This is a genomic window from Paenibacillus sp. 1781tsa1 (assembly GCF_024159265.1).
In the GTDB taxonomy this organism is placed as follows: Bacteria; Bacillota; Bacilli; order Paenibacillales; family Paenibacillaceae; genus Paenibacillus.
In genome coordinates this window covers 4,351,713-4,376,760 of the sequence record NZ_JAMYWY010000001.1, presented here as the reverse complement: position 1 = coordinate 4,376,760, position 25,048 = coordinate 4,351,713, and the positions used below count along the sequence as shown (strand labels likewise).

The 25,048-nt window shown below is 45.7% G+C and carries 23 protein-coding genes; 19 read left to right on the top strand and 4 right to left on the bottom strand.

What is annotated here, in order from left to right; genetic code table 11:
* The first annotated feature begins 172 nt into the window (after positions 1–172).
* The 8 genes from NKT06_RS19680 (at position 173) to NKT06_RS19645 (ending at position 12,305) form a co-directional block, all read left to right on the top strand.
* The gene (locus NKT06_RS19680) at positions 173–4,549 is read left to right on the top strand and encodes a glycosyl hydrolase 53 family protein (protein WP_253438319.1); all 4,377 of its coding nucleotides are present in this window, start codon (positions 173–175) and stop codon (positions 4,547–4,549) included.
* Between the two features lie 494 nt (positions 4,550–5,043).
* Entirely contained in the window at positions 5,044–6,087 is a 1,044-nt protein-coding gene (locus NKT06_RS19675) for an SPFH domain-containing protein (protein WP_253438317.1), read from the top strand.
* A 71-nt stretch (positions 6,088–6,158) separates the two neighbouring features.
* Positions 6,159–7,133, top strand: coding sequence for a diacylglycerol kinase catalytic domain-containing protein (locus tag NKT06_RS19670; protein WP_253442658.1), 975 nt, complete (start codon positions 6,159–6,161; stop codon positions 7,131–7,133).
* Between the two features lie 83 nt (positions 7,134–7,216).
* A complete protein-coding gene (locus NKT06_RS19665; RefSeq protein ID WP_253438315.1) occupies positions 7,217–7,930 on the top strand; it encodes a response regulator transcription factor in 714 nt (237 codons plus the stop codon).
* Positions 7,927–8,925: a sensor histidine kinase gene (locus tag NKT06_RS19660; protein ID WP_253438313.1), complete on the top strand. Its 999-nt coding sequence runs from the start codon at positions 7,927–7,929 to the stop codon at positions 8,923–8,925. The genes NKT06_RS19665 and NKT06_RS19660 overlap by 4 nt, the downstream gene beginning before the upstream one ends.
* 192 nt (positions 8,926–9,117) lie before the next feature.
* Positions 9,118–9,888, top strand: a complete 771-nt coding sequence (locus NKT06_RS19655; RefSeq protein WP_253438311.1) for an ABC transporter ATP-binding protein — start codon at positions 9,118–9,120, stop codon at positions 9,886–9,888.
* Positions 9,863–11,821 carry an ABC transporter permease gene (locus tag NKT06_RS19650; RefSeq protein ID WP_253438308.1) on the top strand — a complete coding sequence of 653 codons (1,959 nt, stop codon included), beginning with the start codon at positions 9,863–9,865 and terminating at the stop codon, positions 11,819–11,821. Before NKT06_RS19655 ends, NKT06_RS19650 begins: the two co-directional genes overlap by 26 nt.
* A gap of 142 nt (positions 11,822–11,963) precedes the next feature.
* Entirely contained in the window at positions 11,964–12,305 is a 342-nt protein-coding gene (locus tag NKT06_RS19645; RefSeq protein WP_253438306.1) for a cupin domain-containing protein, read from the top strand.
* A 12-nt stretch (positions 12,306–12,317) separates the two neighbouring features.
* On the opposite strand, the gene NKT06_RS19640 is transcribed toward NKT06_RS19645, so the two are convergent.
* Positions 12,318–13,019: a Crp/Fnr family transcriptional regulator gene (locus NKT06_RS19640; protein ID WP_253438305.1), complete on the bottom strand. Its 702-nt coding sequence runs from the start codon at positions 13,017–13,019 to the stop codon at positions 12,318–12,320.
* A gap of 177 nt (positions 13,020–13,196) precedes the next feature.
* Here NKT06_RS19640 and NKT06_RS19635 point away from each other — a divergent pair, with 177 nt between their 5' ends.
* Positions 13,197–13,919 (top strand): ZIP family metal transporter, encoded by a 723-nt coding sequence (locus tag NKT06_RS19635; RefSeq protein WP_253438303.1) that lies wholly within the window; start codon positions 13,197–13,199, stop codon positions 13,917–13,919.
* Between the two features lie 107 nt (positions 13,920–14,026).
* Here the strand turns inward: NKT06_RS19635 and NKT06_RS19630 are convergent, their stop codons facing one another.
* Entirely contained in the window at positions 14,027–14,647 is a 621-nt protein-coding gene (locus NKT06_RS19630) for a Crp/Fnr family transcriptional regulator (protein ID WP_301290020.1), read from the bottom strand.
* Positions 14,648–14,918: 271 nt separating this feature from the next.
* Here NKT06_RS19630 and NKT06_RS19625 point away from each other — a divergent pair, with 271 nt between their 5' ends.
* The 7 genes from NKT06_RS19625 to NKT06_RS19595 are packed head-to-tail and all read left to right on the top strand — an operon-like array spanning position 14,919 to position 19,971.
* Positions 14,919–15,527 carry a hypothetical protein gene (locus NKT06_RS19625; RefSeq protein ID WP_253438300.1) on the top strand — a complete coding sequence of 203 codons (609 nt, stop codon included), beginning with the start codon at positions 14,919–14,921 and terminating at the stop codon, positions 15,525–15,527.
* Between the two features lie 47 nt (positions 15,528–15,574).
* A complete protein-coding gene (locus NKT06_RS19620) occupies positions 15,575–16,225 on the top strand; it encodes a hypothetical protein (protein WP_253438298.1) in 651 nt (216 codons plus the stop codon).
* Complete coding sequence (locus NKT06_RS19615; RefSeq protein ID WP_253438296.1) at positions 16,222–16,782, top strand: hypothetical protein; 561 nt, start codon at positions 16,222–16,224, stop codon at positions 16,780–16,782. The genes NKT06_RS19620 and NKT06_RS19615 overlap by 4 nt, the downstream gene beginning before the upstream one ends.
* Before the next feature lie 45 nt (positions 16,783–16,827).
* Positions 16,828–17,562, top strand: a complete 735-nt coding sequence (locus tag NKT06_RS19610; protein ID WP_253438294.1) for an SMI1/KNR4 family protein — start codon at positions 16,828–16,830, stop codon at positions 17,560–17,562.
* 20 nt (positions 17,563–17,582) lie between these two features.
* On the top strand, positions 17,583–18,884 hold the full coding sequence (locus tag NKT06_RS19605) for a hypothetical protein (RefSeq protein ID WP_253438292.1): 1,302 nt from the start codon (positions 17,583–17,585) through the stop codon (positions 18,882–18,884).
* Positions 18,885–18,916: 32 nt separating this feature from the next.
* Positions 18,917–19,360: a hypothetical protein gene (locus NKT06_RS19600; RefSeq protein ID WP_253438290.1), complete on the top strand. Its 444-nt coding sequence runs from the start codon at positions 18,917–18,919 to the stop codon at positions 19,358–19,360.
* Positions 19,360–19,971, top strand: a complete 612-nt coding sequence (locus NKT06_RS19595; RefSeq protein ID WP_253438288.1) for an SMI1/KNR4 family protein — start codon at positions 19,360–19,362, stop codon at positions 19,969–19,971. Before NKT06_RS19600 ends, NKT06_RS19595 begins: the two co-directional genes overlap by 1 nt.
* Positions 19,972–20,067: 96 nt before the next feature.
* Here the strand turns inward: NKT06_RS19595 and NKT06_RS19590 are convergent, their stop codons facing one another.
* Positions 20,068–20,388 (bottom strand): hypothetical protein, encoded by a 321-nt coding sequence (locus tag NKT06_RS19590; RefSeq protein WP_253438286.1) that lies wholly within the window; start codon positions 20,386–20,388, stop codon positions 20,068–20,070.
* Between the two features lie 108 nt (positions 20,389–20,496).
* Between NKT06_RS19590 and NKT06_RS19585 the strand changes: the two genes are divergently transcribed.
* Positions 20,497–21,546: a leucine-rich repeat domain-containing protein gene (locus NKT06_RS19585; RefSeq protein WP_253438284.1), complete on the top strand. Its 1,050-nt coding sequence runs from the start codon at positions 20,497–20,499 to the stop codon at positions 21,544–21,546.
* 152 nt (positions 21,547–21,698) lie between these two features.
* Positions 21,699–22,532 (top strand): cupin domain-containing protein, encoded by an 834-nt coding sequence (locus NKT06_RS19580; RefSeq protein WP_253438282.1) that lies wholly within the window; start codon positions 21,699–21,701, stop codon positions 22,530–22,532.
* A 593-nt stretch (positions 22,533–23,125) separates the two neighbouring features.
* Here the strand turns inward: NKT06_RS19580 and NKT06_RS19575 are convergent.
* Entirely contained in the window at positions 23,126–24,172 is a 1,047-nt protein-coding gene (locus tag NKT06_RS19575; protein WP_253438278.1) for an aromatic ring-hydroxylating oxygenase subunit alpha, read from the bottom strand.
* Between the two features lie 404 nt (positions 24,173–24,576).
* On the opposite strand from NKT06_RS19575, the gene NKT06_RS19570 reads away from it, so the two are divergent.
* Positions 24,577–25,023 (top strand): carboxymuconolactone decarboxylase family protein, encoded by a 447-nt coding sequence (locus NKT06_RS19570; protein WP_249912302.1) that lies wholly within the window; start codon positions 24,577–24,579, stop codon positions 25,021–25,023.
* Positions 25,024–25,048 lie beyond the last annotated feature (25 nt).

Genomic DNA, 25,048 nt, shown 5'->3' with positions numbered 1-25,048 from the left:
GTGTGATTCTTATCGCTCAAATGACACTTATACAGGATCATATTGTTAAAATAACTGCTGTTTCCTTTGGATAATGCCGTGTTACCCATCGCTATTAAGCGCTTACAATGAGGAGGATTCATCACATTCATTGATCCATGCACAATCAAACACAAAAAGGGGGAGATCAAGAGTGAACAAAAGGTACATAAGTGGTTGTCTGGTCTTACTGATGCTGTTCTGTGATCTGGGACTGATGGTTCGTCCAGCGGCTGCAGAAGATGCGAAAGTGAACGTGGCACTTAACAAGGCAGTTACGGTAAGCACAGAATATTTGGAGTGGAAGAGTAAAAAGGAGCACTTGGTTGATGGTAAAAGTGACACGCATTGGGCAGCTACGGCTGGAGTGACAACGGAACAACCACAGTGGGTCATGATTGATCTGGGTCAAGACTACAATCTGTCTGGAGCGGAAATCACGTGGAGAGAAGACACGGTTGTAAAATATATGATAGAAACATCTGCTGACCAGGAGACATGGACGGAAGTTGTTGATCAAAGTGAAAATGCCGATCCCAAACAGATCGCCGATCTGACCTTTCAGCAGAATGATGTACGATACATCAGACTGAATATATCTTATTACAAGGGTGAGGGAGTTTGGCCGGAAATATTGGAGTTCAAAGTGTGGGGAGAAGCAGATGGCACTGAACCGGCCAATATTATCGGATATGATCCGATCGAAGTGAGAACGGTGACCAGAAGTGCGCCAATTCTGCCCAACGAGGTAAAAGCACAGTTCCAGAACGGAAAATCGGGGATGGTACCTGTGACATGGGATCATATCGACCCTCTGGAATACGCTTCTGAAGGCGATTTTACGGTAACAGGGACTGTATATGGTGCGCCTCCAGAGCCTCAGCTTAAAGCTAAGGTGATCGTTGAGGGATACCGTGCAGACTATGTTAGAGGTGTCGATATTTCCACGTTGACTGCCATTGAGGACAAAGGCGGCAAATACGTGGACAGCAACGGTACGGAGCGTGATTTGCTCGATATTCTCAAGGATCGCGGTGTCAATTATGTACGTCTTCGTCTGTGGAATGATCCACAGAAATCAGGGGGCTACAACGATAAGGAAGATGTCATTCGTTTGGCTACGCGGGTGAAGGAAAAAGGCATGAAAATCCTGTTGGACTTCCACTATTCGGATGAGTGGGCTCACCCGGGTCAGCAGCTTCGACCCAAAGCTTGGGAAGGTCTTTCCCACGAAGAGTTGAAGCAAGCCGTATACGATTATACGGTTGAAGTTGTGGGAGAGATGAAAGCAAAGGGCGCCATGCCAGATATGGTGCAGATCGGTAATGAGATCAACAGTGGTCTTCTGAACGGCTTGAGCAGCGACGTGGATTTCGAGCAAAATGTTGCATTGCTGAAAAGCGGAATTGATGCTGTACGTGCAGTAGAAGGAGAGATCACCGATAACGCGGATAAGGTGAAGATCATGATTCATCTCGCAGAAGGCGGCAAGGCGGATACGTTCAAATGGTATTTCAGAGAGTTAAGTGCACGCGATCTGGACTATGACATTATCGGACTGTCATATTACCCGTTCTGGCATGGGACATTTGCGGATGTACAGAAAACGATGAATGAAGTGTCAGCTGAGTTTGGCAAAGATGTCATTATCGCTGAAACATCCTATCCGTTTTCCTACAAAAACGGGGACGCTCATGGGAACATCATTGGATCGGACGAAGCGCTTCATGTTGGGGGAGCAGACTTCCCCGCAACCGTTCAAGGTCAATATGATGCCATCGCCGGCATTATGGACATGATTGCAAATGTGCCGAATAATCATGGTGCAGGTTTCTTCTACTGGGAGCCAGCATGGATTCCGGCCGGTGTAGGCTGGATTGCATCTGAAGGGAATGCATGGGAGAACCAAGCGATGTTTGACTACGATGAATTTCCGGCTAATGGCGGCCATTCGTATGAAGGCAGAGCGTTATGGTCCCTTGATGTGTACAAACGCGGATTAAACCTTCTGCCGGCAGACCGCCAGCAACTGGATGCGGCACTTACACGAGCCAAATCATTGGTACAGACTGATTTTACTCCGGAAAGCTGGGGTACTCTGGCTCCGGCAATCTCCTCAGCGAATGCAATATACCAACAGGCATACACGCCGGGTGGGGTGACTCAAGCAGATACAGATGCAGCGACAGCAGCGCTAGAACATGTGATGCAGCAAATGCAGGTTATCCCTCCGCAGCTTGACGAGCTCAGAGCCAAAATATCGGAAGCGCGTACGTATCAGCAGGCTGACTGGTCTGCGGCCACTTGGGCGGTATTGACCAAAGCGCTGGAAGGCGCTGATCAGGTCTTGAATGATCCAAGAGCAACACAGACGGATGCGAATACAGCAGTTAAACGTTTGCATGATGCCATTCAAGGTCTATCCAATGTGGACAAAACACAACTGCACCAGTACATTCAACAAATGCAGCAGCAGAATGAATCTTCCTATACACGCCGGAGTTGGTCTGTATTGCAACAATCTTTGCAGGCAGCGATTCAGGTCCGAGATAACAATGCTGTTGTCCAGTCTGAGGTGAATTCAGCACTGAGTACGTTGAAACAAGCCTTTGCTGATCTGGTCTCTCTGGAGGCTTTAACAACAGGCAAAACGGCAACGGCTTCAAGCAGTGCAGGGACAGGAGGCAATCAAGCCAACTCTCCTGAAGGTGCAATTGACAACAATCCGAACACTTCATGGGGAACAGACCAGAGTAAAGATAGCTGGTGGCAAGTGGATTTGGGTCAGGTTGCTAACCTCCGCAAGATTGAGATGTCGATGTGGAGTGGCGGTATCAAATATACGATAGAAGTGTCCAATGATAACAAAAATTTTGTGAAAGTAGTGGACACCACAAGTGATGTTGTTGTATCGACCGCACCTAGCCATGTACTTCCAGAAGGCACGGAGGGACGTTATATTCGGGTAACGATTAAAACAGGTCCCACATGGGTAGGATTCATGGAATTTGAAGCATACGGTACGTTCCCGGCGGACAAATCGGCACTGCAAGCTACTGTGGATACGGCTGAGAAATTAAAACAAGCCGAATACACGACATCAAGCTGGAATGTATTCAGTAAGGCGCTTTCTGAAGCGAAGGCGTTCATTCAGGATGTTGAATCTTCAACGCAAGATGTAAGCAATGCGGATCGTGCGTTACAAGATGCTGTGAGTAAGCTTGTGCGTCAAGATAGTACACCTGGCTCTGGTCAGCCATCACAACCAAGTGTACCTTCACAACCTTCCAACCCTGGAACAGCTCCTTCGACGGGGAATCCGGCTGTAACAACACCGGCTGAACCTGGTAATCCGCCAGCGAAGGGTCTAATAACGGTAAAAGGAACAGCAACCGGGGATGACAAGTATTCAATTCGTCCAGATGTATCTCTATTAACTCAGGCACTGCAATCCATGGATGCAGGAAATCGTACGTTGAAGCTGATTGCAGATGTGCCTGACACAGCCAACACAGTCACATTCCAATTGGCTGCAAGTCAACTGGCGGCATGGATTCGTTCCGAGGAAGTGAAATCCCTGGATGTAGTCGTAGGACAGACTACCGTTCGTGTTCCTCTAAAATCACTGCCGCTAAACATTGCAGAGACTGCGGGAACGTTCGACATTGTAGTGGCAAAAGGATCAACAGATGCACTATCCACATCTCAAAAAAAAGCAATCGGTCATCATACGATTGTTGATGTGAATTTATTAATGAACAATAAGCCAATATCATGGACAAACAGAGCGATTGAAATTGCTCTATCCAGTGTAGAGCAGCCTAAGCTGAATGATGTGGTTATGATCGTACATTCCATATCTTCAAGTGGGGAAATGAAACCTGTTACGTACTCCAAGTACGATGACAAAACAAAGACGATGGCGTTCAAACCGCTGGAATCCGGCAGTTATGTCATTACAGAAGTTGAAGTACCATTACATGATCTGCAAAATTACAACTGGGCTCTCCAAGAAGTGCAGAACCTTTACGGTAAGGGAATTATTGCGGGGATGAGCGCAACTCGTTTCGCCCCGCAAGGTGAACTGACCAGAGCACAATTTTTGCAAATGATAATTAAAGGTATTGGTGATACACGCCAGCCGGATCCATCTATTTCAACCCCAACGGATGTGAAGGAAGGGCAGTGGTATGCCGATTCAGTAAGACTTGGCATTGAAATGAACATTATTCAAGGCCGAGCAGATGGAAGCTTTGGAGCCAATGAACGTATTTCGCGAGAAGATATGGCCGTTATGCTGAACAGAGCACTGAAGGTTGTTCAGCGTGAGGATGCAACCCATTCTGTACCAGGAAATATGGTGTTTGTAGACAACGATGAGATCGCGCCATACGCCAAAGAGGCTGTAGCCTCGATGCAACAACTTGGACTGCTGAATGGCATGCCTGATGGCACGTTTGCTCCGAAAGAAACGGCGAACCGTGCACAAGGGGCTGTTGCGGTAGCCAGATTGATGGAACAACTGTATTAGAGGTAGTTCAAAAAGCCCACTTTTGATTATGAAGGATGATGCTTGATGGCATTATCAACACTCATGAATAGAAAATAACGAAGTAGCTAAAGAGATCGGATCATATGATTCGGTCTCTTTATTTTTTGTGAAAAGAGATTATATAAGTTTAACTATTGATTTACATGATAACGGAGAGGACAGAAAAAACTGAAAAAGCGAAGCGTTCGCCTAAAAGCTTTCTGAAAGAAAGCTACATCGGAAGCATATGCTATCACCGGATTTTCCCTTTAGAAAAGGGGATCGAAAAAATCTGGGGATAACAGCGATTAGAAGGTTATTCTGTCATCGGAGTGTCAGTGTAAATAATCTTTAGTTCAACTTATATAGAACGGACCCGCTTTCTTTACATAGGCATATAAACATTTTGTTAATGTCGTATTGACAATATCATTTTCGTTTGATATCATTTCGATAATATCAAAACGACAATATTAAGAAATGGGGAATGAGCCATGTTTGGATTCCGATTTGCGAAGTTTCAACCCAGTGAATATGTAATGAAAGTGAAAAATGGTGAGGTAAAACGTCAGGGTGTTGGATTGTCCTTTTATTACTATGAGCCGACCACATCGGTAGTGGTCCTACCCGTGTCCTCGGTGGATGTACCATTCATGTTCGAAGAGATTACGGCGGACTATCAAACCGTTACAGTGCAGGGACAACTAAGCTATCGCATTGTAGATTATTTGAAAATAACACAGAGCCTGAATTACACATACAATTTGCGCAAGAATCGGTATATTTCCGACGACCCCGGCAAACTGGACCAACGGGTAATCACCACAGCGAAAGTACTAACCAAGAAATATCTGGAGAAAATGCCGTTGAAGGAGGCCATTCAATCCAGTGAACGGCTGGCAAGCAGCATGAAACGCGAAGTTGTGCAAAGTGAAGAGTTGGAGAAACTGGGCGTTGAGCTGATGAGTCTATCCATTCTGGCCATTCTGCCCAATAAAGAGACGATGCGCGCATTGGAAGCACAAGCGCGGGAAGAGATCTTACGTCAAGCAGATGAAGCGCTGTATGTGCGTCGCAATGCATCGATTGAACAGGAGAGACGAGTGAAGGAGAACGAACTGAACACGGAAATTGCCGTGGAGACGAAGAAACAGCAAATTCGTGAGACCCAATTGCAGGCAGAGCGCTCGGTGAAACAGAAACAAAACGAGATGGAGCAGGAGCAGCTTCAGTTCAATACAGCGATGGAGGAACGCAAGCAGCAACTGATTGAATTAACCATTGCCAATCACAATGCCGAAGCCGATGCAAAAGCGTATGAGATCGCTGCCGTGATGAATTCGTTGCAACATGTACAGCCCAATGTACTGCAAGCGATGGCAAACATGGGCATGAATTCCGATAAGCTGATTGCACTTGCATTCCAGGAGCTGGCTGAAAATGCAGGCAAGATCGGACAGCTTAATATCTCGCCGGATCTGTTGCAGGGGTTGATGGCTCCCGCGCCGGGCAGAGATCAGGGAGGTAGAGGGCGATGAGATTAGGAAGAAGAGAGCAGACAGAGCAAGCAGGGAAATCAGTACGTCATCAGGCTGCGCCGGACGATCGAATGAGTGAACACAAGCTCATTCTCGTTAAGCGTCGGACCCGACTGGAAGAGTTGGTGGTTCGATATAACACGGTGCAGCAAGCTCAGTTTTATATTGAACGTCTGGGCGCCGACTTCAGTGATTATATGGAGGAAGACCATCGTTATCGGTTATCTGTGCAGCAGGCGCAGCAGCAACTGGGGCAATTGGGCCGTGTACAGACCATTGATCGGGAACATGTGCCGAACTTTATTTTTGGAGAGCAGGATATCGTAGTGGTGGTTGGACAGGATGGCCTTGTAGCCAATACCCTCAAATACGTAACCGAGCAGCCGCTCATTGGTGTGAACCCGGACCCGATGCGGTGGGACGGGGTGTTATTACCTTTTACCGTGGAGGATCTGAGCTTCATTGTTCCTGATGTCATTCGAAAGCAACGGACTTTGAAAGAAGTCACTCTCGCTAAAGTGGAACTCAATGATGGACAGTATCTATATGGCGTCAACGATCTGTTCATTGGTCGAAAGACACATGTATCGGCACGTTATGAAGTGCGTTTGGGTACATCCGCAGAACAACAATCCTCGAGCGGTATCATTGTATCGACAGGCATGGGATCGACAGGCTGGTTCAAAAGTGTGCTGGCCGGGGCCACCGGAATTGTAGCATCGTCAGCATGGCAGGACATGAATTCGGAAGCTGAGGTTGCTGTTGCATCCTCATCCATTCATAAAAGCAGGCAGGAGCTGAATCAGTTTAACTGGGATGCGCCGTACTTGTATTTCTCAGTAAGAGAACCCTTTCCAAGCCGAACGACAGCGGCCAACCTGGTGTTTGGACAGATTCATTCGAAGCAACCACTGCACATTGTATCCCAGATGCCAGAGGATGGTGTTATTTTCAGCGATGGGGTTGAGCAGGACTTTCTTGAGTTTAATTCAGGAGTGGAAGCTATCATTGGTTTGGCAGAGAGAAGGGGGCGTCTCGTAGTCTGACCCTTTATTTCCAAGCCGTTTCCAACTAAAATGGGTAACTAGATGTGATACATTAACGTCAGGAAACGGAAAGAGGGTTAACGATGCAGTCGATATTGTTGGTTGAAGATGATGCCAAGCTTGCAGGATTGCTGGCGGCTTATCTGAACCGAAATGGATTCCAGGTACAGGTCACCGGTGATTTTCGTCATGTATTGGATGAATTCGTGAAGATGGAACCGGATCTTGTGCTGATGGATGTGAATTTGCCTCAATATGATGGATACTACTGGTGCAGACAGATACGCACACATTCCATATGTCCCATTCTATTCATATCCGCTCGGGATAGCGGCATGGATCAGATTATGGCATTGGAGCATGGAGCGGATGATTATATTACAAAACCTTTTCAATATGAAGTCGTTCTTGCCAAAGTCCGCAGTCAGCTGAGAAGAGCCTATGGTTCTTACGCTGCTGTGCAGCAGGAATTGAAAGTGAATAACGGTCCCATGATTCTTTATCCTGAGAGATTCATATTGGAATATGATGAACGCTCAACAGAGCTGACTCAGAAGGAAGCTATACTGGTGGAAGCACTGATGGTGAAGGCAGGTCGAGTGGTCAGCCGGGAAAAATTACTTGAACAGATGTGGGAAGATCAGCATTTTATTGATGATAATACGTTGAATGTATATATTACACGGGTACGCCGGAAGTTGAAGGAACTGGGTGCAGAAGAGATTTTGGAGACGGTTCGCGGAGCGGGTTATCGCGTGTTGGATCTGGGTCCCTCTGCACAAGGACAAGGGAAATGAAACTTTTCCTGAAAGACCACCAGATGTTAGTTGGATTTTATGTGCTGCAGATGCTGCTTGTTCCGTGTGTGTATTGGCTCTCTGGTGAAGATCGCCCGATGAAAATTATCCTCTATGGCATGCTGATTAGTACCGTTGTGCTACTGGTCTATCTGGTCGTACGTTACTTCCAGCTAAGAGCGTATTATCATCTACTTCAACAACCACGCAAATGGGTAAAAGAGCCTTTTCAGACGCTTGGAAATTCGGTTGTAGCTGAGGCTATCCAGGAATTGTTACACGAACTGGAGCGTAATCGGCAGAACGAGATTGGTCAGTTACGTTCCAGCAAAGAACAGCAGGTGGTATTCATGAATCGCTGGGTCCATCAGATGAAGACACCGTTGTCCATTATCCAACTGACCTTGGAAGACGTGGAAGATGAGACGGCTGGCAGTATTCAGGATGAGCTGGATAAAATGCGCAAAGGACTTGAAATGGTCTTGCATTCATCCCGGCTTGAACAGTTCGAAGGAGATTTTCGTGTGGAGCTGCTATCTCTGCAAGAGGTGCTTCGGAGCAGCATTGCAGAGAACCGACGTTTGTTTATACGCAAAGGCATTACCCCGGATATCCGTATGGAGGAAGGTCTTAAGATCTACAGTGATTCCAAGTGGCTGCGGTTCATGTTTACCCAGATCCTGACCAATGCCGTGAACTATTCCGATAGCAAATCAGGCAAAAAAGTCTTTATTACCGGTTATAATCAGGGAGAGCGTACAATCCTGGATATTCAGGATGAGGGAATCGGCATCTCGTCCGAGGATATTTATCGTGTGTTCAATCCCTATTTTACAGGTGAACGTGGCAGGCAATACCATGAATCTACGGGAATGGGATTATATCTGGTTCGTGAGATTAGTGCACGCCTGGATAACCGGGTAGAGTTGTTTTCGGAGCTGAATAAGGGAACATTGGTTAGATTCAGCTGGGTTCATACGAAAGTTCCGCAGTAAAGAGCGCTTTGCCCACAGCCGTGGGTGAAGTGTTTTTTTTATAGATACCAAAAGTCATGGAGGCAGGGGAACAGAACCTTAAACGGGATGTAAGGCAAGTTTAAGGTAATTCGATAGCACCGTTACGGAAGCTCAGGTAGGATAAGTATAGGATTAACATATAAAGAATGATGGATCAGGAGGGAATTACGCATGGAAATGTTACAAGTATCGGGACTGAGCAAAGTATATCAGGGCAAAGTGCAGACTCAAGCCCTTAGCGATATTCATCTGACAATCAAACAAGGTGAGTTTGTGGGCATTATGGGCCCGTCCGGCAGTGGCAAAACTACATTGTTGAACATGGTCTCTACCATTGATGAACCCAGCTCAGGCAAGGTGCTAATTAATGGCATGAACCCGTTTGATATGAAAAAGAAAGAACTTGCCATGTTCCGCCGTCGGGAACTCGGATTTGTCTTTCAGGATTTCAATCTGTTGGACACACTGACAGTTGCCGAGAATATTGTACTTCCATTGACACTGGACAAGATCAAACTGAAGGAGATGGAGAGCAGACTACAACGCATTACAGCCAAGCTTGGGATTGATCATATTCTGGATAAACGAGTGTACGAAATCTCGGGCGGACAGCGACAGCGCACAGCCATTGCCAGATCCATGATCAATATGCCTTCGATTGTATTGGCGGATGAACCTACTGGCGCATTGGATTCCACTTCATCTCAGGCCGTCATGGAGTCGCTTGAACAGATTAATCAGCAGGAGAAAACGACCATTATGCTGGTTACACATGATCCCCTTGCTGCAAGTTATTGCAACCGAATTGTGTTCATCAAGGACGGGAAACTGGCAGCGGAGGTACACCGCGGAGATAATCGACAGACGTTTTTCCAGCGGATCATTGATACCTTATCCTTCTGGGGAGGGAATTCACATGAGCTTTCCTCAGTTCGCGTTTAATAACATTCGCCGCAATGGGCGAGCGTATATTGCTTTTTTTCTAAGCAGTGTGTTTATGGTCATGATTTTCTTCGCTTATGCAGTGTTCATCTATCATCCATATGTGACCGAGTTGCCGATGGGTGCCACAACCGCAACGGGGATGCAGGTGGCTTCGATCATTGTTTATGTGTTTGCATTTTTCTTTGTCATGTATTCGATCAGTGCTTTTCTCAAGTCACGGAGCAAGGAGTTTGGCATTCTAACCATACTTGGTGCGGAGCCTGGACAGATTCGGAAATTGGTCATATTGGAAAATATGTTGATCGGCTGTCTTTCCATTATTGCCGGTATCGGCGGAGGCATGTTGTTGTCGAAGCTGTTCCTGATGTTAACTACTCGTTTTATCGGGATGGAAGATCTGCCCTTTTATTTTCCGGTGAAAGCAATTCTGATTACGATCGGGGCCTTTCTGTTATTATTTTTCTGCATTTCGCTCTTCACATTGGTATTTATCGGAAACAAACGGACGTTAGAGCTTTTGACAGGGACCAGCAAACCTAAAAAAGAACCCAAAGCTTCCTGGTTCTTCTCACTTCTGGGCCTGACATTACTTACAATCGGATTTGTAGTACTCCGCAGTAAATTGAGCGGCGGTACGATCTTACTCGCAGCAGTAACAGGCATCGCGGGGACGTATTTTTTCTACTCACAACTTTCCGTGCTCATTATACGGGTATTAAAGCGTAATCGTAAAACGGTATGGCATGGTACTCGTCTGTTATGGATCTCAGAGATGAGTTACAAAATGAAGGATAATGCTCGCATGCTGTTTATGGTGACCGTGGTCATTGCGATTGCTTCGATGAGTGCAGTTGTAATTTTGTCACTGGATCAAGAGAACCGGGAGCAGTTTACCAATAACGATTTTCCAGTCATATACAATGTGTACACACCATCGGATCAAATGGATATGAGCGCTATTGATTCGACACTTGAAGCCGCAGGCTTGGATTATCAGCAAGTGTATCTGGAGTACTTCTGGTCTGATGCAGATCAGAGTGCTGTCTCAGTCATGCCACTCAGTCATTACAACCGATTCAATGCGATCCAAGGAAAAAAGACATTCCAATTGGATTCAAGTGCAGCATTATTCGTAGATTCGCGTAATGAGAAGGATCAGGCTCAGATCGATCGCAACAGGTTTCGCAATTATGCGGAAGGAGACACATTGACCTTGAATCTGGAAGCTGGCCCGATGCAAGCAAGAGTTACAGCCACGGATGTTGAGACACGGTTTGCAACCTTGATCTATTCAACAGGTGTAGTTGTCCTCCCGGATGAGAAGTTTGAAGAGATCACACAACAGACCCATGAAAATAGATTATCTGGCAAAGTTCTGTATCAGATTCCTGCCTGGGGTCATGCGGTACCTGAACGGCACTCCTCGGAAGCTATGGTTACCGATCAGTTACTTTCGTCCGCAGATACCATTCGAAGCGATAATGCTTCGGATGAGAATTACTCCGGATTTCTGACCACTCGATATGGAGATTTTGAAAGATACAGACAGGGTACAGCACTTTTTACCTTTCTGGGCATATTTATCGGATTGATCTTCTCCATCTCTTCGGCAAGCTTTCTGTATTTCAGACTGCATACCGATCTTGAAGCCGATGGAAAGATGGTGCACTCTCTTTCGAAAATGGGTCTCAGTTTCCAGGAGATGAAACGATCATCCACCGTTCAGATTGCCATTCTGTTCTTTTTACCGATCGGGGTAGCTATCATTGAAACGTTGGTCGTGGTTAAGCCATTTCTTACTGAATTCGGTATTACCAATTATACGATGCCGGTGTTGACTGTATTTGGTGCGTTTCTACTTGCACAGACGTTTTATTTCTTTGTTATTCGTTCGAGATATATCGCTTCTCTGCGCAAAATGATGGTTTAGTCTTCCTGGAAACGAATGATTATAAGATGTCCTCGTAGTCTATTCATTGCCTGCATTTCTTGATTCAGATCAAGGAACTGCGGGCTTTCTTGCGATAAGATGAATGTATTCACAGATTACATTATCGAGGAGGAGGATGATAATGAGTATTACGTCACTGCAAAAAGTTAAAGTATTCAGCGAGGACTGTTTTACGAAACGGGTTATATTCCAGCAGGGCGGAGGAGTGACCTTTGTCCTTCATTTTCTGCCAGGTCAGCAGCTTCCCGTTCATAAACATCCGGGCACAGACGTTATTTTGCTGGTAGTCGAAGGCACAGGCACACTTATTCTGGATGGTGAAGAACAAGTGGTGAAACAAGAGGATGTGATCCATTGCGGCGGAGAGACGGAATTTGAATTCCAGAATACAGGAGATCAGGAGGTGCGTTTGTTCGTGGTGTTAAACCAAGTGCCAGCAGCATCGTATGCAAAGGACATCTAACATTGAAGGGGGTTACGCATCCCTTTGTTGCTTCAAAGCTTGCAAATCATGAATGATAATCCGGTTGCGATCCACTCCGAGCAAATTCTCTTTCGTAAGCTGGTTTAAAAGCCGATTTGCTGTTTCCCTTGTGGTTCCAATGGAATTGGCAAACTCCTGATGTGTCATGGGCAGGTTGATGATAATCTGGTCTTTATGCGTCTGTCCGTGCTGCTCTGCGAGCATAAGAAGGAAGGAAAGCACACGGTTGCGTACATCCTGACCAGAGAGCACCTGCAATTTATCCTGTAATTCTCTTATTTTATCACCGAGCACACGCATAATTTTGATCGCAATGGATGGTGTACTCAACATTAATCGTTCGAAAAGTCGGACAGGTATGGCCAATAGTTCGGTAGGGGTAATGGCTTCTGCGGTCGCCGGGTAAGGGTGCGCGTTAAAAAAGCCGGTGTGTGGGAACATATCTCCTGTTTTGAGGAAAGAGACGATCTGTTCATGCCCGTTCTCATCGGTTTTATAGGCCTTTACAATGCCGGTACGGATGAAAAAGACAGCTTCTTTTTCGCTTCCTTCGCTGAAAATAACCGATTTCTTCTGAATGCTTCTGGAAATGGCGATATCTTCGACCTGCTTTAATTCCTCGGGGCTAAGGTCCTGGAAGATGGGGAACTGTTGTAGAAACTCCGCTGTTGTACCTTTGTTTACCCTGCTCATGAGAATCTCTCCTCTCTGTGTTCATTTTTCTGAACGACGAGATCATTTCATCATAGCGTGATTTTGGAACACATCAGGTGATATAGATCACCGTAAAGCCACTTCACTGTTTTTGAATGCTCCACCAGGGTTAATGGAATGATAGAATCTGATTGAATAAGAGAGGGGTCGGCCCGGATGTGGACTGCATTCATGTGGGGCGGCATCTCTGCCTCAGCGGTAGTCATTGGCGCACTCGCAGCATTGTTTCTGAAGATTCCCAAACGAGTCATTGGCTGGATCATGGCTTTTGGGACAGGAACATTAATTGGTGCAGCGACCTTTGAACTTCTCGGAGATGCGCTGAATGATGGAGGAATTATACCTACAGCCATTGGATTTACGGCGGGTGCCGTCGTGTATACCCTGTTTGACCTGCTCGTTTCTGCAAAGGGAGGAGCAGGGCGTAAACGTTCGGCAAAGTCGGGAGACTCGAATCAAAGCGGGCTTGGGATCTTTGCAGGAACCGTAATGGACGCTATCCCGGAATCCATCATGCTTGGAGCCAGCTTGCTTGCCGGAAACGGTGTCAGTGTGGTCCTGGTAGTATCGATCTTTGTCAGCAACATCCCTGAAGGCCTGTCCAGTACAGTTGGACTACAGGGCAAGTATAGTCGTGGCAAAATCATGTTGATGTGGCTGAGTGTCCTGTTGATCTCGGCTCTTGCAGCACTGGGTGGATATCTGTTTCTGGAACAGCTTCCAAAGGAGATGGGTGCAGCGATTGGTGCATTTGCAGGTGGTGGCATCATTGCCATGATCTGCTCGACGATGATGCCGGAGGCATTTGAAGAAGGCGGACCCGTAGTGGGTTTGATTGCATCCATGGGATTGCTTGTGTCGCTGTTGTTGGATATCTGAATGAACTGACCATACGAAAGAGTATCCGAACAGAGTGACTTCTGATCGGATACTCTTTTTTCTGCCAAAAACAAGTTCCTACGTACCTGCAAGCTTCCTTACCCAGTTCATTGGCTGTGGGCGGGCAATTCAATTCTTTTCCTGAGCTGTTCCAGTTGAAGAATAAGAATGCAGTTCCCTGTAACCTGAAGCAATCCCTGAGTTTGCATCAGGACGAGTTTACGACTAAGCGTCTCTGGTGTGATACCAAGCAATAGAGCCATATCTTTTTTGTAAACAGGCAATCGGATCTCATGCTTTGCATGATTTCGGGTGTGGAAGAACAAAAGCAACTTGGCAATCTTCTGTTCCGTTGTCATCGCACTAAGCGAGCTGTTCCATTCATCCGTTTCACGGAGAAGATTGGAAATGGCAAGCAGGAAATGATAAGCAAGCTTCGAATCATGTTCAAGTAACTGGTCAAAGTCATGTTTGTTAATGGAGCAGATGGCCGAAGGCTCCAGAACTTCAGCGTTTGCAGCATGTGGTTTTTGGTGTAACAGGGAATCTTGTCCGAAGAAATCGCCGGGAAACAGAAACCGGATAATATGTTCCTTGCCATTTTCATTGGTTTTGGATAACTTCATACATCCCTGATGAACCACGTAAAGCGTATCTGAGCGATCGCCTTCCTGGACAACAACTTCGCCTTTGTTATACTGGCGGGTATGCAGAAGGGAGCTCAGCAATGCAGCTTCGGATGGATCAAGATGCTGGAACAGAGATACTTTGTTCTTTCATTTCAGTAGTTATATAGGTATAGATTACGTTATAGAGGCAGGAACGAGTGTGATGAGGCACACACTTGTGTATATCTTATGTAGTGCCGTTTTCAACAATCTGGCTTCCATTCTTGTGCTGAGGAACGGAGTTTCATATAATTTTAGAGAGATGGATTGGTAAATGTTGAGTATTTTCAGCCTGAGTGTGTCTTAGTTTCAGGAGAAAGGTGGATATGGAATGAAACGTTTCGAAGATGAGAGTGCGTATAAGTATAGCTTCTATTCGGTACTTCGTCGGGGCGATAGGGTGGATGTGAAATGTCCAAAATGCGGTGGACACGCATCTATTGAAAAGCGGCAAGATCAACTGGGATGGAAGTGTTTTGATTGTTACGCTCAAGCTCTTGAAGAACCAGTGTATCAATATAACGCCAAGGGGAATTGTGCTGTATGTGAACGTTGGTTGAACGTGGAGGTCACAGACGAGAAGAAAACGTCTCACCGAATAACGCAACTGGAATGTCCGCATTGTGGTTCTGTAAATCAGGTTGAATTACATGCCAAGCCGATATACGGAAGGTGTTTTTCCGAGATTCGTGCAGGGAAAGATCCTGTATTCGGGTTGGATCTATACTTCCTGGATGAGTTCAGAGGAAAAATAATATGGGCAGTGAATCGGGAGCACTTAAATTATCTCATCGCTTATGTTTCCGCAGATCTGCGTGAAAAACCTGGAAATATGCCTTTAAAAACAGCTTCACATAGTATTCCAGCTTATATTAAGGATGCGAAGAACAGGGATTTGGTTGTACGTACACTATCGAAGCTTCAGCACAAGACTGGATGAGACTGAAAGCGAAGATGAAGCGTTAAAGCTGCAAGGGAGAGTGAAACATGAAACTACGATTTAAATTAACTATTTTTGCAATCATTCTGGGTATGTTGATGATTCCGGCTTATTTTATTTTACAGACTTATGGCATATTTCAAAAACAGACAGTCTTATCTGACTATGCTCTCGCGGTTGATGTGAATGGCAAGTCCTATGCAGCCTGGCCGCTGATTAACAGTTTTGCAGCGATGGATAAACAAGAGGATAACCGTCAGTTTTATTACCGGATCGACATGAGTCATCTCCAATATCTGTTTAATCTGGCCTATCGGGAGTATGAAGTGAAGCCCGGTGGGGACAATCCATATCTGGCTGGTACTATAAACTATGAACACACGGACCACAACTACGTACAGACCGAGAAGCAGTATGAGAACGCCAATGATTTCTCAACGGTCTTGAATCTGTATGATCAGGAGGGGCAGGTGATTTACTCCTACGATAACACTGGCAAAGCGGATGACGAATTGGTGAAGTCCATAATTCATCAGGGAATGAGCCGTAACAGTGGCGGTAGTAGTGAAGCTGCCCGCGATCCATATATCAATATTACGGCGTTATTCCGCGAGAAGCTAAACATCGATGTGAAACTGACGGTGGATGAAGAGCACAAAGTGGTGACCATTCGAATGAACAAATCGGAGGCGAGATGATGAATGAGTATGGTGTGCAACACGGACCTGCTTATCTTGAAGGTTTGACAAGAAAAGAAGAGGACATTAAGTCCGAGGAAGTGGAGTGGAAAGGCAAACTTCAAACGAGTGATGGTCATGATAAATTCCATATTTTTTATTATGGTGACTTGACGGAAGATGATCTGATTACTTGGCATGATTCGACACCGCTTCTTGTATATGCGGAGCATACCGTCACAGGTGAACGCTATCTGCTCATTGATGCCGCCAAGCATGGATATGATGCCATGTTATGTGAGACCTATTCGGAAGAAACACTACGTGACAGACCCCTTCGTCCTTATCTGGATGTTGAAGGAGAGGACATCTTTGAGGTGGAGTTGACGGCCTTTTACAATGTGCCTTGGGATGATGAGTTCGGCGAAGATGTAGATGCAAATGGCTCGTATGAACTGATTACGGGAGAGCGCGTGCATTTTGATCAGGTCAAACGTGATGGATATGATGCATTTGCCATTCGTATTCTGAATCGTAAAGGGGTATGGACTGACATTGTACAGGAAGAACTGGCTTAGATCTGTAAACGAATGAACCAAATTGAGATGGGAGATGTCAAAAAAATGTATATCGTATCCCGTGCACTTAAGCCGGTTCCACCAGAGGAACTGGATCACTTTGAACAACAGCATGCCATCTCACTACCTACGTCATACTGTACCTGGATTGAACAATACGGGGAAGGCACGTATACGGGCTGGATGAATGTACAAAGACCGGACCCGGAAGTGTTGAAGCCTTTTGTTGAATATGATTTTTGGATACATACGGATGAATCGCCTATAAGTCAGCATCAACTTGAGCAGTGCATTACCATCGGCAGTTCAGTAGATGGAGATTTCCTTGCTGTTCATCCGGAAGTTGAGGGGCTGTTGTGGCTACCGCGTCATGATGAGAATATCACCTTATGGACATGCTCGGAGAATGAATTTGGCAAAACGCTGGATCGGATCTATTGTGGGTATTACCGTCAGGATACGCCGATAACGCCACGATACTATGAACCGTGGAATGAGCTGCGGAAACATACGTTTTACCACTTTACAGGTCAGGAACAGGGAAGTTCAATGCAGGCACTGGCAGAGATGTGTAAAACGGAATACGAGTGGGACGCTGTGTTGGAGAATGAGTACATGTGCAAGTTGTTTATGGCGTCAATGGGCGGATATGTACGTTTTAACTATGCAACTGGGAGAGAAGTTGCCTTGTTTTATGAAGAAAAGAACGGTACTGAAGAGGCCACAGATAACGATATCAGTCTGTTTTTGCAAGCACATCATTGCACGGCATATGAATAGGTTAGGGTGGTGGGGAACAGATGAGTTGGTTAAAGGAAGACATCGCGGAACAATGGCGCAATGAAGGCAAGCGTTATGCAAGGGATGTGAATGCATTTGTACGGAGAATCATGGAGGGAGAGCAACCAGATGAATCCGAGCTGGAAGGAGACTCCAGAAGCGCGATGAGTACTGAAGTATTCCATATGGTGAGACAGGCCAATCTCCACAGTGACTTGGAGATGCTCCGACGTGAACTGCCAGCAGCGACATGGCCATTGAGCGAGGCGTTTCAGGCTTCCATGCAAGCGGTCAATGTTGCAGGTTATCTGAACGAAGAAACGTGTGTATGTAACACGGGAATCTTCACAGAGAGAGGTCAGATCTATACAATGGATCAACATGGATGGCAGTTGATTTCTCCGTTTACTTTTGCAGGGTGCTCATCAGACGGATTGGACTATGCGCTTGCAGGACCGGATGGGATTCGTGTTATTCGTCAGCCTGATCGCAGATTGGAAGGACAGGAGTTGGCAGCATATCGTTGGGAGGATATTCAAGCCCGGATACAGTCTTCCTTCCCTCGGATCGAATCGCTTGCGGACTGTGAGCATCCCGAACGGACACTAGAGGGACTTGTACCTATGGATGAAGGTAGAGCAATACTTATACATTCACGATATGGGATATATCTGGTCACGCAAGCTGAGGTGACCTTGCTTCATCCCGATCTGGCAGAGATCGAAGAGTATGAGTTAGAGGATACACAGATAGATATGGGACATGCAGCGGTATCTCGGGATAACCGATGGATTGCTTATGGCAGCCAAGGGAGCAATCATATGGTGATGGACCGTCAGGTGAATAAGGTATATTCCCTCTATCCGGAATCGAGTTACCCTCATTATGCCGCATTCATGAGTGCTAAGCAGAGCGTCTGGTTTAACGCATGTCATTTCTATAATGGGGTCACGATACAGGTTCCACTAGAAGATATACAAGGGAACGAAACGAAGGAAGACTGGCCAGTCATGGATGAGAATGCACGTGTGTATGCTGCAGTGGAAATAGAGGCGGGCATGGTGCTTGGAGATGCCTATGGTTACCTGTACTGTGTGAATGGCGAGGGTGAGGAAGTATGGCGTCATTTTGTGGGCAGTACGATCTATTCTCTGGCTGTATCCCCTGAGCAGTCCAAGCTAGCAGTAGGTACCTATGGCGGTATGTTGCATGTGCTCGATCTTCATTCCAACGAGATGGACGAGTACGGGATCGGTACAGGCAGTCTTCGTGAGTTGGAGAGGTATGTATTGTGGCGTGGAGAAGAACCTCTGCGCTGGTGAGGTAGCATTATGACCTGGTTAGGGGTGAAGGCATGGAACGTGAAGAGGCTGTAATGTTATTAAAATGTCATGCTTTTTCCTATGATGATCTGAGTCATCCCAAGATGGAGAACGGTTTTATTGGCAGTCTGCGTCCCTTTCGCGGACATTTGATTGAGGAGAATTTTCATGAATTGATGAAGATATTACGTGTTCTGGCACCAGAACTTGCACAGCCTTCACTGGATCGGGAAGTCATGGCATGTCTTTGGGGAATTACTCATATGGCACGTGCCTGGGCCGTTGAACCCGAGGGCATGCTCCGCAGAAACAATCTCATTTCGGACGAGCAGGTAGTGTTGATGGAACAATGGCTTAATTTGTTATCTTACGCAGTCATGATCCTGATCGAAGGTGGTAGAGAGGAAGAAGCGTTTTGGGAATATCATCAATATGTGCAAGAAGACAATGGCGGAGCTAAGAAAGGGGAGGTCTAGTGAAACCGGAATCGAATGTAACATTAAACGTACTTATTGACGAGCTGAATCGCTTGTTGGATGAGAAAATACAGGATCAAGAGATTCGCCAATTGTTTGAAGAGTATCAACATCGGGAAGGGGCATCCGAAGAAAGTCTCGATGTATTCGAAAAAGAGTATGGCGTCCGGCTACCTGGCGATTTTCGTACCTTTTACCAAGGCAAAGATGGTAGTGGCTATGGGTTGCATGTGCTCTACCCGGGTGATGCTGAGGCTGGGCGTTGTACGCCATTTTATCTGATGTCATTGGAAGAGATTCGAGAGACCAAACAATACTTCTGTGAGGTAGATGAGAAGCTCGAAGAGTATTATTTTGCGGAAGAGATCAGCCAGTTGGACCCGGAGATCAAGCCATATCTGTTCCATAAACCATGGATTCCATTTGCAACGATCGCGGGAGGTTCACTGTATCTGATGCTCGATTTCGATCCAACAGCGGAAGGGCAGTATGGGCAGATTATTATGTACGTGCACGATCCGGACTTTATCTATTATCTAACGCCTACCTTCACGGATCTCCTCAGTATGTCGAACCGAAATCTGAAGATGATGGATGAGATTACGTATTAAGTCCTGAATGATCAGAGAATAGGTTTCGATAAAAAAGAAGCTGCCGAAGCAGCTCCTTTTTCTGATCTGAACCTGGACTTTGAATGAATCACATGTTTACCACTGAAAAAAACGATGTCCGTGAAATCCGCCGCCTGGGGGACCTCCGTGTCCACCCGGACCACCCGGCCCGCCGCCGTGAGGTCCACCGGGATAGCCACCTCCTGGGAAATGACCAGGGTGTCCACCGGGGTAACCGCCGCCGGGATAGCCACCATGCCACCAAGGACCTCCGATCGGAAATGGAAGTGGAACAGGAACGATGGGCGGGTACGGATAGGGATAAGGGTAAGGGTACGGGTACGGTGGTGGCGGATAATAAGGGTAAGGATAACCCGCAGGTTGCGGGGATGATACTGAACCAGGGCCGTATGCCATGTAACAAGCCTCCAATAACTGGATTGATGATATCAGCCTATGCCACAATGGTTTCAGGTGATACAGCAGATTGAAGATTAATCAATATAGAGTCATGAGGGGGAACCTATGGTAGCCGTAGCTTTTCACACCGATCCAAGAGGAACTGCCTATGAACTGTTGATTGACGAATTGATCGAGAAGACAGATCGTTTTATGCTGGTTGACCGAAAGTATGTTGAGGGAGCTACACCTGAAAGAGTTGCCAAAGTATTACAGAGACTTGAGCCGTATCTGATTGAAAACAGAACGATGGAAGAAATGATGATGCAAAGTGGCTCCATGTATGCAGAAGGCATCTATTACATATATCGTTGCACGCCTGAATCTGGGCAGGTCCTTAAGGAGGAAGCCAATCGCTTTCATGACTGGTTATATCCGTCATTGCCGGACGATCTTTGTTTTCTGAAAGAGGATGGGAGCGATTACTTCTACACTGTTGCTCATGAGAATATGTATGGCATGAACATTACACAAGAAGAAGCAATTGAGCTAATGGAGCGTATTCCAGGCTTGTTCTTCGATTTAGATCGTCAGAAAGATATTCATCGACTGTTGGACGATGCCATCAGGCATCAGACTGATGTGCTGAATATTAGTTCACATTACTTGAAAGAGATTCCGGAACGAATTCGGGAATTGACGCACTTAAAACGTTTGACGATTTTTGAGCAGGATGTATATACACTTCCTCCAGCCCTTTTTGAACTGACATCATTGGAAAAATTGGAGATCATGACAGCGGATTTGGAAGGCATTCACCAAGACATTGGAAAATTGAAACAACTTCGAGAGCTTAGAATTTATTGCGGTAGTTCTTATCATGTTCCTACCGGGTGGAAGCCAAAGGAGAAGTCGGATCTTGGTCTGAAACATATTCCAGCCGAGATTGGCGATTTGAGTGAACTTGTGAGTCTGGATATAAGTTACTCTGGCATCCGTGAAATCCCACCCGAACTGGAGCAGTTGAAGAATCTGCGTTATCTGAGTATAACGAATAGTTTAATCGAGGGAACGCCAGACATAGTCAAGCGAATGACCTGGCTTCAGAGTGTAAATTTGAACAGTACTCCATTAGGGATCAGTTGGGAGGACGTCTCCGACGAAGCAGAATTTTAATAGCCAAATATCCCTGCTCGGGATGTCCGAGTCAGGGATATTTTGTTATACGATGAAAATTTGGCGGAAATGGGCTCACGGATCTGGGCGCTGGGCATAAGCTGGCATATAGGTTATGACCTAAACCGAGAGCGAAGGGCAGGCGTTTTATTTTGGCAACCTCATACATGGATTACACTTTACCAAGCACTCAATTTACTTATGATTTAAGCAAAAACCCGTTATTCAAGAAGGATGAGAACAACTACATTAATTCTCTGTCCATCAACCAGTTAAACACACTCGGCAATACTTCTTTACTGGATATTTTCCTCAGCACAGGCAATGTGGTTGAACCTCATATTCATCAGAATGCAACAGAACTGGTATACTGCATCAGCGGTTCAGCAGTCGTGTCACTCATTAATCCGTTCACGAACGAGTTGCTTCATTTCCCGATTACACCAGGGCAGGTAGCTAATGTACCTCAAGGCTGGTGGCACTATGAAGTGGCTACTGTAGATCATACCCATTTACTGGCGATCTTTGATGCTCCTGTGCCTGAGGCGATATTTGGCTCAGACATCCTGCGTCTTACACCTGCAAAACTTCTGGCTTATACGTACTGTCTGGACGAGAAAAAAGTTCAAGAAGCGCTGGCTCCCATTCAAAAAACAGTGATCATTGGACCGCCGGCAGATTGTAAGACTTCCACTGCCCCTGTCTCTAACAGTGCTCCCAATGTGAATCATCAGCCTTACGTAATGCCTAATGTACAGCCAAACATGCCACCAAACACACAACCCAGCATGCAACCAAACACACAGCCGAATATGCAACCAAATGCACAACCAAACATGGCACCAAATACTCAGTCCAATATGCAACCTTACGTAAACCGTCTTCCGTACTGGGGTACTTGGGTCGATCCACGTATTATCCACGAACCGGGTTGCCCGTATTATAGAGAGCTTCCTGTGAATACGAATATTCAAGAGGAAAGATGACGGTTTATTAGGCAAGGTTTATCTAGTACACATAGGTACTTCAGTTGAAATATGTATAGAAAAAGAAGCGTCCACAAAGGAACGCTTCTTTTTTTGGATTAAAGCTGTCTTCAAACTTGCCGAAAGCCGATGCATACCTGAACGTGTCCGAAGCATGGAGTGCTAACGAATCGCAGGCGTATTAATGAAGGATTTAAAGCGTGCTCAGAAATTTAAAGAATCTGAGACATGCTATATCAGAAGAAACAGCCGTTTGACGTGTTTATATCGGGGATTTCGGGAAATAACATGTCTGGTGTTCCTTACAATTTTAATTGAGGACCTAGAGGCCAAATAAGGTGTCCTGAGTTCCTAAGAAAATTTTCAACTAACATTTACACGATAACGGAGAGGGCAGAAATAACTTGAAGAAGCGGAGCGTTCGCCTAAAAGCTTTCTAAAAGAAAGCTACATCGGAAGCCTACGCTATCACCGGATTTTCCCTTTAAAAAAATGGAATAAAAAATCTGGGGATAACAGCGATCGTAAAGTTATTCTGCCATCGGAGTTCCAGTGTAAATATATTCATTAGTTGAACTTATATATGATTTAATTTACGATGTGTAATTTCGGCCCAAACCAATTTCCGTTAATAATTGACGATAAGCAATTGAAGTACGGTCAGCGGGAATATGGGCCTCGGCATGCAGATCCAGGGGCAGATCCTCCGGTTTCTGTGACTCGACCATCTCGCGGTCCTCTTCAAATACCTGCAAGTTGAACTTGATTGTGTCTTCAATAGGAGCATCTTTGTCAAAGTTTCGTGTGATTGGACAGAATAGACGGGTATAACGGGCAGAGATCGGCGAAGCACAATTTAGAATATTCAGCTTGTCTTCACCTGGGAAATGTACCGTCAGAGAAGCCGCAAAAGGCGGGAACACCCTAAACTCACGCAACCATTGGAAACCTTCTGGAGCAACAAGATCTTGCCCTTTGCCATAGTTGCTCACCGTACTCCAATATTCGGCCAGTAACTCATTACCTTCGCGTTTCACTTTGTATTGGGGCACTTCTGTATTATTTCGGTCACCAAACGTTTCAGTATGCACATAGGCAAAATGGGATACATCGAGGAATCCCTCCATTTGTCGTCCAGAAGAACCGGCAATGTCAAAGTTGGGTGGCAAAATATTAATATAATCCGGATCATCCCATCCAGGGAAGGAGGGGATCTGTTCTTCCGTTCCCGCCAAAGTGGTCCAGATTAAACCATAACGTTCAACTGCCGGATACACGATAAGTCTGAGCTTAGGCGAGATCTTGGAGCTTGGGTGTGCAGGTACTGCGGTACATTTACCTTCACAATTGTAACGGAAGCCATGATAAGGACAGACAATCTCACCATTTTCTACCCAGCCTTTGCTGAGTGGGGCCCCGCGGTGAAAACAAAGATCCTTGGCTACGACTACCTGGTCATTACTTCGATAAAGAACCAGCTTCACATCGAGTAATTGAGCAGCAAGTGGTTTGTCTGTTACTTCGGTAGCTTGTGCTACTGGATACCAATATTGTGATAATACATGCCAGTCTTCAGCGGTGAAGGTACAACCTCTAGGCAATTCGGACGTCACATTAGGGTTTGCGTTGGAAGTTATCATAGTAAAACACTCCTTGCCAATAGGAATAACGTTTTTCTTTTTATGTCAGAAAAGTTAACTTGATTAGACGTATGTTACTACTCTCTTGGTCAAAGTATCAATATATCCAACCTACTTTTGGTTGAAATCACAAACAGTACAGCAAAAACCGTACATGAACACGGAAATTTTCGGAATTACATTACGTCAGATGTTACTTGTAGTAAAAGAGAACAACCTTTCAGTTTTTTATTTCTTTAACTGATGGATGGCTATATTGAAATGTTTTGTTAGAATCTCAGTGTAATATCTGTTAGTTGAGCTTACATTCTTATGGGAATAAAAAGATTTTCGTAAAGTATGTCACAGATCCCGACCGTCGTTTGTCTACAGTATGTAAACCAAATGACGGAGGCGAATGAGAAATGAATTTAAGAACGAACTACAGAGCAGTGAGTCCAGGCGCTTTTAAAGCGATGATGGCAATGGAGCAATATATATCCGGGCAATTTGAAAATAAAGTATTGTATGAGTTGTTAAAAATCCGCGTGTCCCAGATTAATGGCTGCGCCTTTTGTCTCGATATGCATGCCAAAGATCTGATGAAATTGGGAGATTATGCGGATCATATTCTCCTGCTGAGTGTGTGGCGTGAAGTGGCTTTCTTCACGGATCAAGAACGTGTTATGCTGGAGCTGGCTGAAGCGGTGACCCGAATCTCGGAACACGGTGTACCGCTTGCGTTGTACGATAAGGTCCGTGAACATTTCAGTGAATCCGAACTGGTGGATCTGATCCTGGCCATTAACACGATTAACAACTGGAACCGGATTGCGATTACAACAGGGATGTATCCGGGTTGCTTTAACTAAAACTACACGCACCATGCCAGAGGGG

Excerpts from the sequence above, each read along its gene's own strand:
- NKT06_RS19585 (WP_253438284.1), top strand. The coding sequence starts at position 20,497 with ATGGTAGCCGTAGCTTTTCACACCGATCCAAGAGGAACTGCCTATGAA.
- NKT06_RS19600 (WP_253438290.1), top strand. The coding sequence starts at position 18,917 with ATGGAACGTGAAGAGGCTGTAATGTTATTAAAATGTCATGCTTTTTCC.
- NKT06_RS19640 (WP_253438305.1), bottom strand. The coding sequence starts at position 13,019 with ATGAGCAGGGTAAACAAAGGTACAACAGCGGAGTTTCTACAACAGTTC.
- NKT06_RS19615 (WP_253438296.1), top strand. The coding sequence starts at position 16,222 with ATGATGAATGAGTATGGTGTGCAACACGGACCTGCTTATCTTGAAGGT.
- NKT06_RS19655 (WP_253438311.1), top strand. The coding sequence starts at position 9,118 with ATGGAAATGTTACAAGTATCGGGACTGAGCAAAGTATATCAGGGCAAA.
- NKT06_RS19590 (WP_253438286.1), bottom strand. The coding sequence starts at position 20,388 with ATGGCATACGGCCCTGGTTCAGTATCATCCCCGCAACCTGCGGGTTAT.
- NKT06_RS19650 (WP_253438308.1), top strand. The coding sequence starts at position 9,863 with ATGAGCTTTCCTCAGTTCGCGTTTAATAACATTCGCCGCAATGGGCGA.
- NKT06_RS19675 (WP_253438317.1), top strand. The coding sequence starts at position 5,044 with ATGTTTGGATTCCGATTTGCGAAGTTTCAACCCAGTGAATATGTAATG.
- NKT06_RS19575 (WP_253438278.1), bottom strand. The coding sequence starts at position 24,172 with ATGATAACTTCCAACGCAAACCCTAATGTGACGTCCGAATTGCCTAGA.
- NKT06_RS19645 (WP_253438306.1), top strand. The coding sequence starts at position 11,964 with ATGAGTATTACGTCACTGCAAAAAGTTAAAGTATTCAGCGAGGACTGT.
- NKT06_RS19670 (WP_253442658.1), top strand. The coding sequence starts at position 6,159 with ATGAGTGAACACAAGCTCATTCTCGTTAAGCGTCGGACCCGACTGGAA.
- NKT06_RS19625 (WP_253438300.1), top strand. The coding sequence starts at position 14,919 with ATGAAACGTTTCGAAGATGAGAGTGCGTATAAGTATAGCTTCTATTCG.
- NKT06_RS19665 (WP_253438315.1), top strand. The coding sequence starts at position 7,217 with ATGCAGTCGATATTGTTGGTTGAAGATGATGCCAAGCTTGCAGGATTG.
- NKT06_RS19570 (WP_249912302.1), top strand. The coding sequence starts at position 24,577 with ATGAATTTAAGAACGAACTACAGAGCAGTGAGTCCAGGCGCTTTTAAA.
- NKT06_RS19610 (WP_253438294.1), top strand. The coding sequence starts at position 16,828 with ATGTATATCGTATCCCGTGCACTTAAGCCGGTTCCACCAGAGGAACTG.
- NKT06_RS19620 (WP_253438298.1), top strand. The coding sequence starts at position 15,575 with ATGAAACTACGATTTAAATTAACTATTTTTGCAATCATTCTGGGTATG.
- NKT06_RS19605 (WP_253438292.1), top strand. The coding sequence starts at position 17,583 with ATGAGTTGGTTAAAGGAAGACATCGCGGAACAATGGCGCAATGAAGGC.
- NKT06_RS19660 (WP_253438313.1), top strand. The coding sequence starts at position 7,927 with ATGAAACTTTTCCTGAAAGACCACCAGATGTTAGTTGGATTTTATGTG.
- NKT06_RS19635 (WP_253438303.1), top strand. The coding sequence starts at position 13,197 with ATGTGGACTGCATTCATGTGGGGCGGCATCTCTGCCTCAGCGGTAGTC.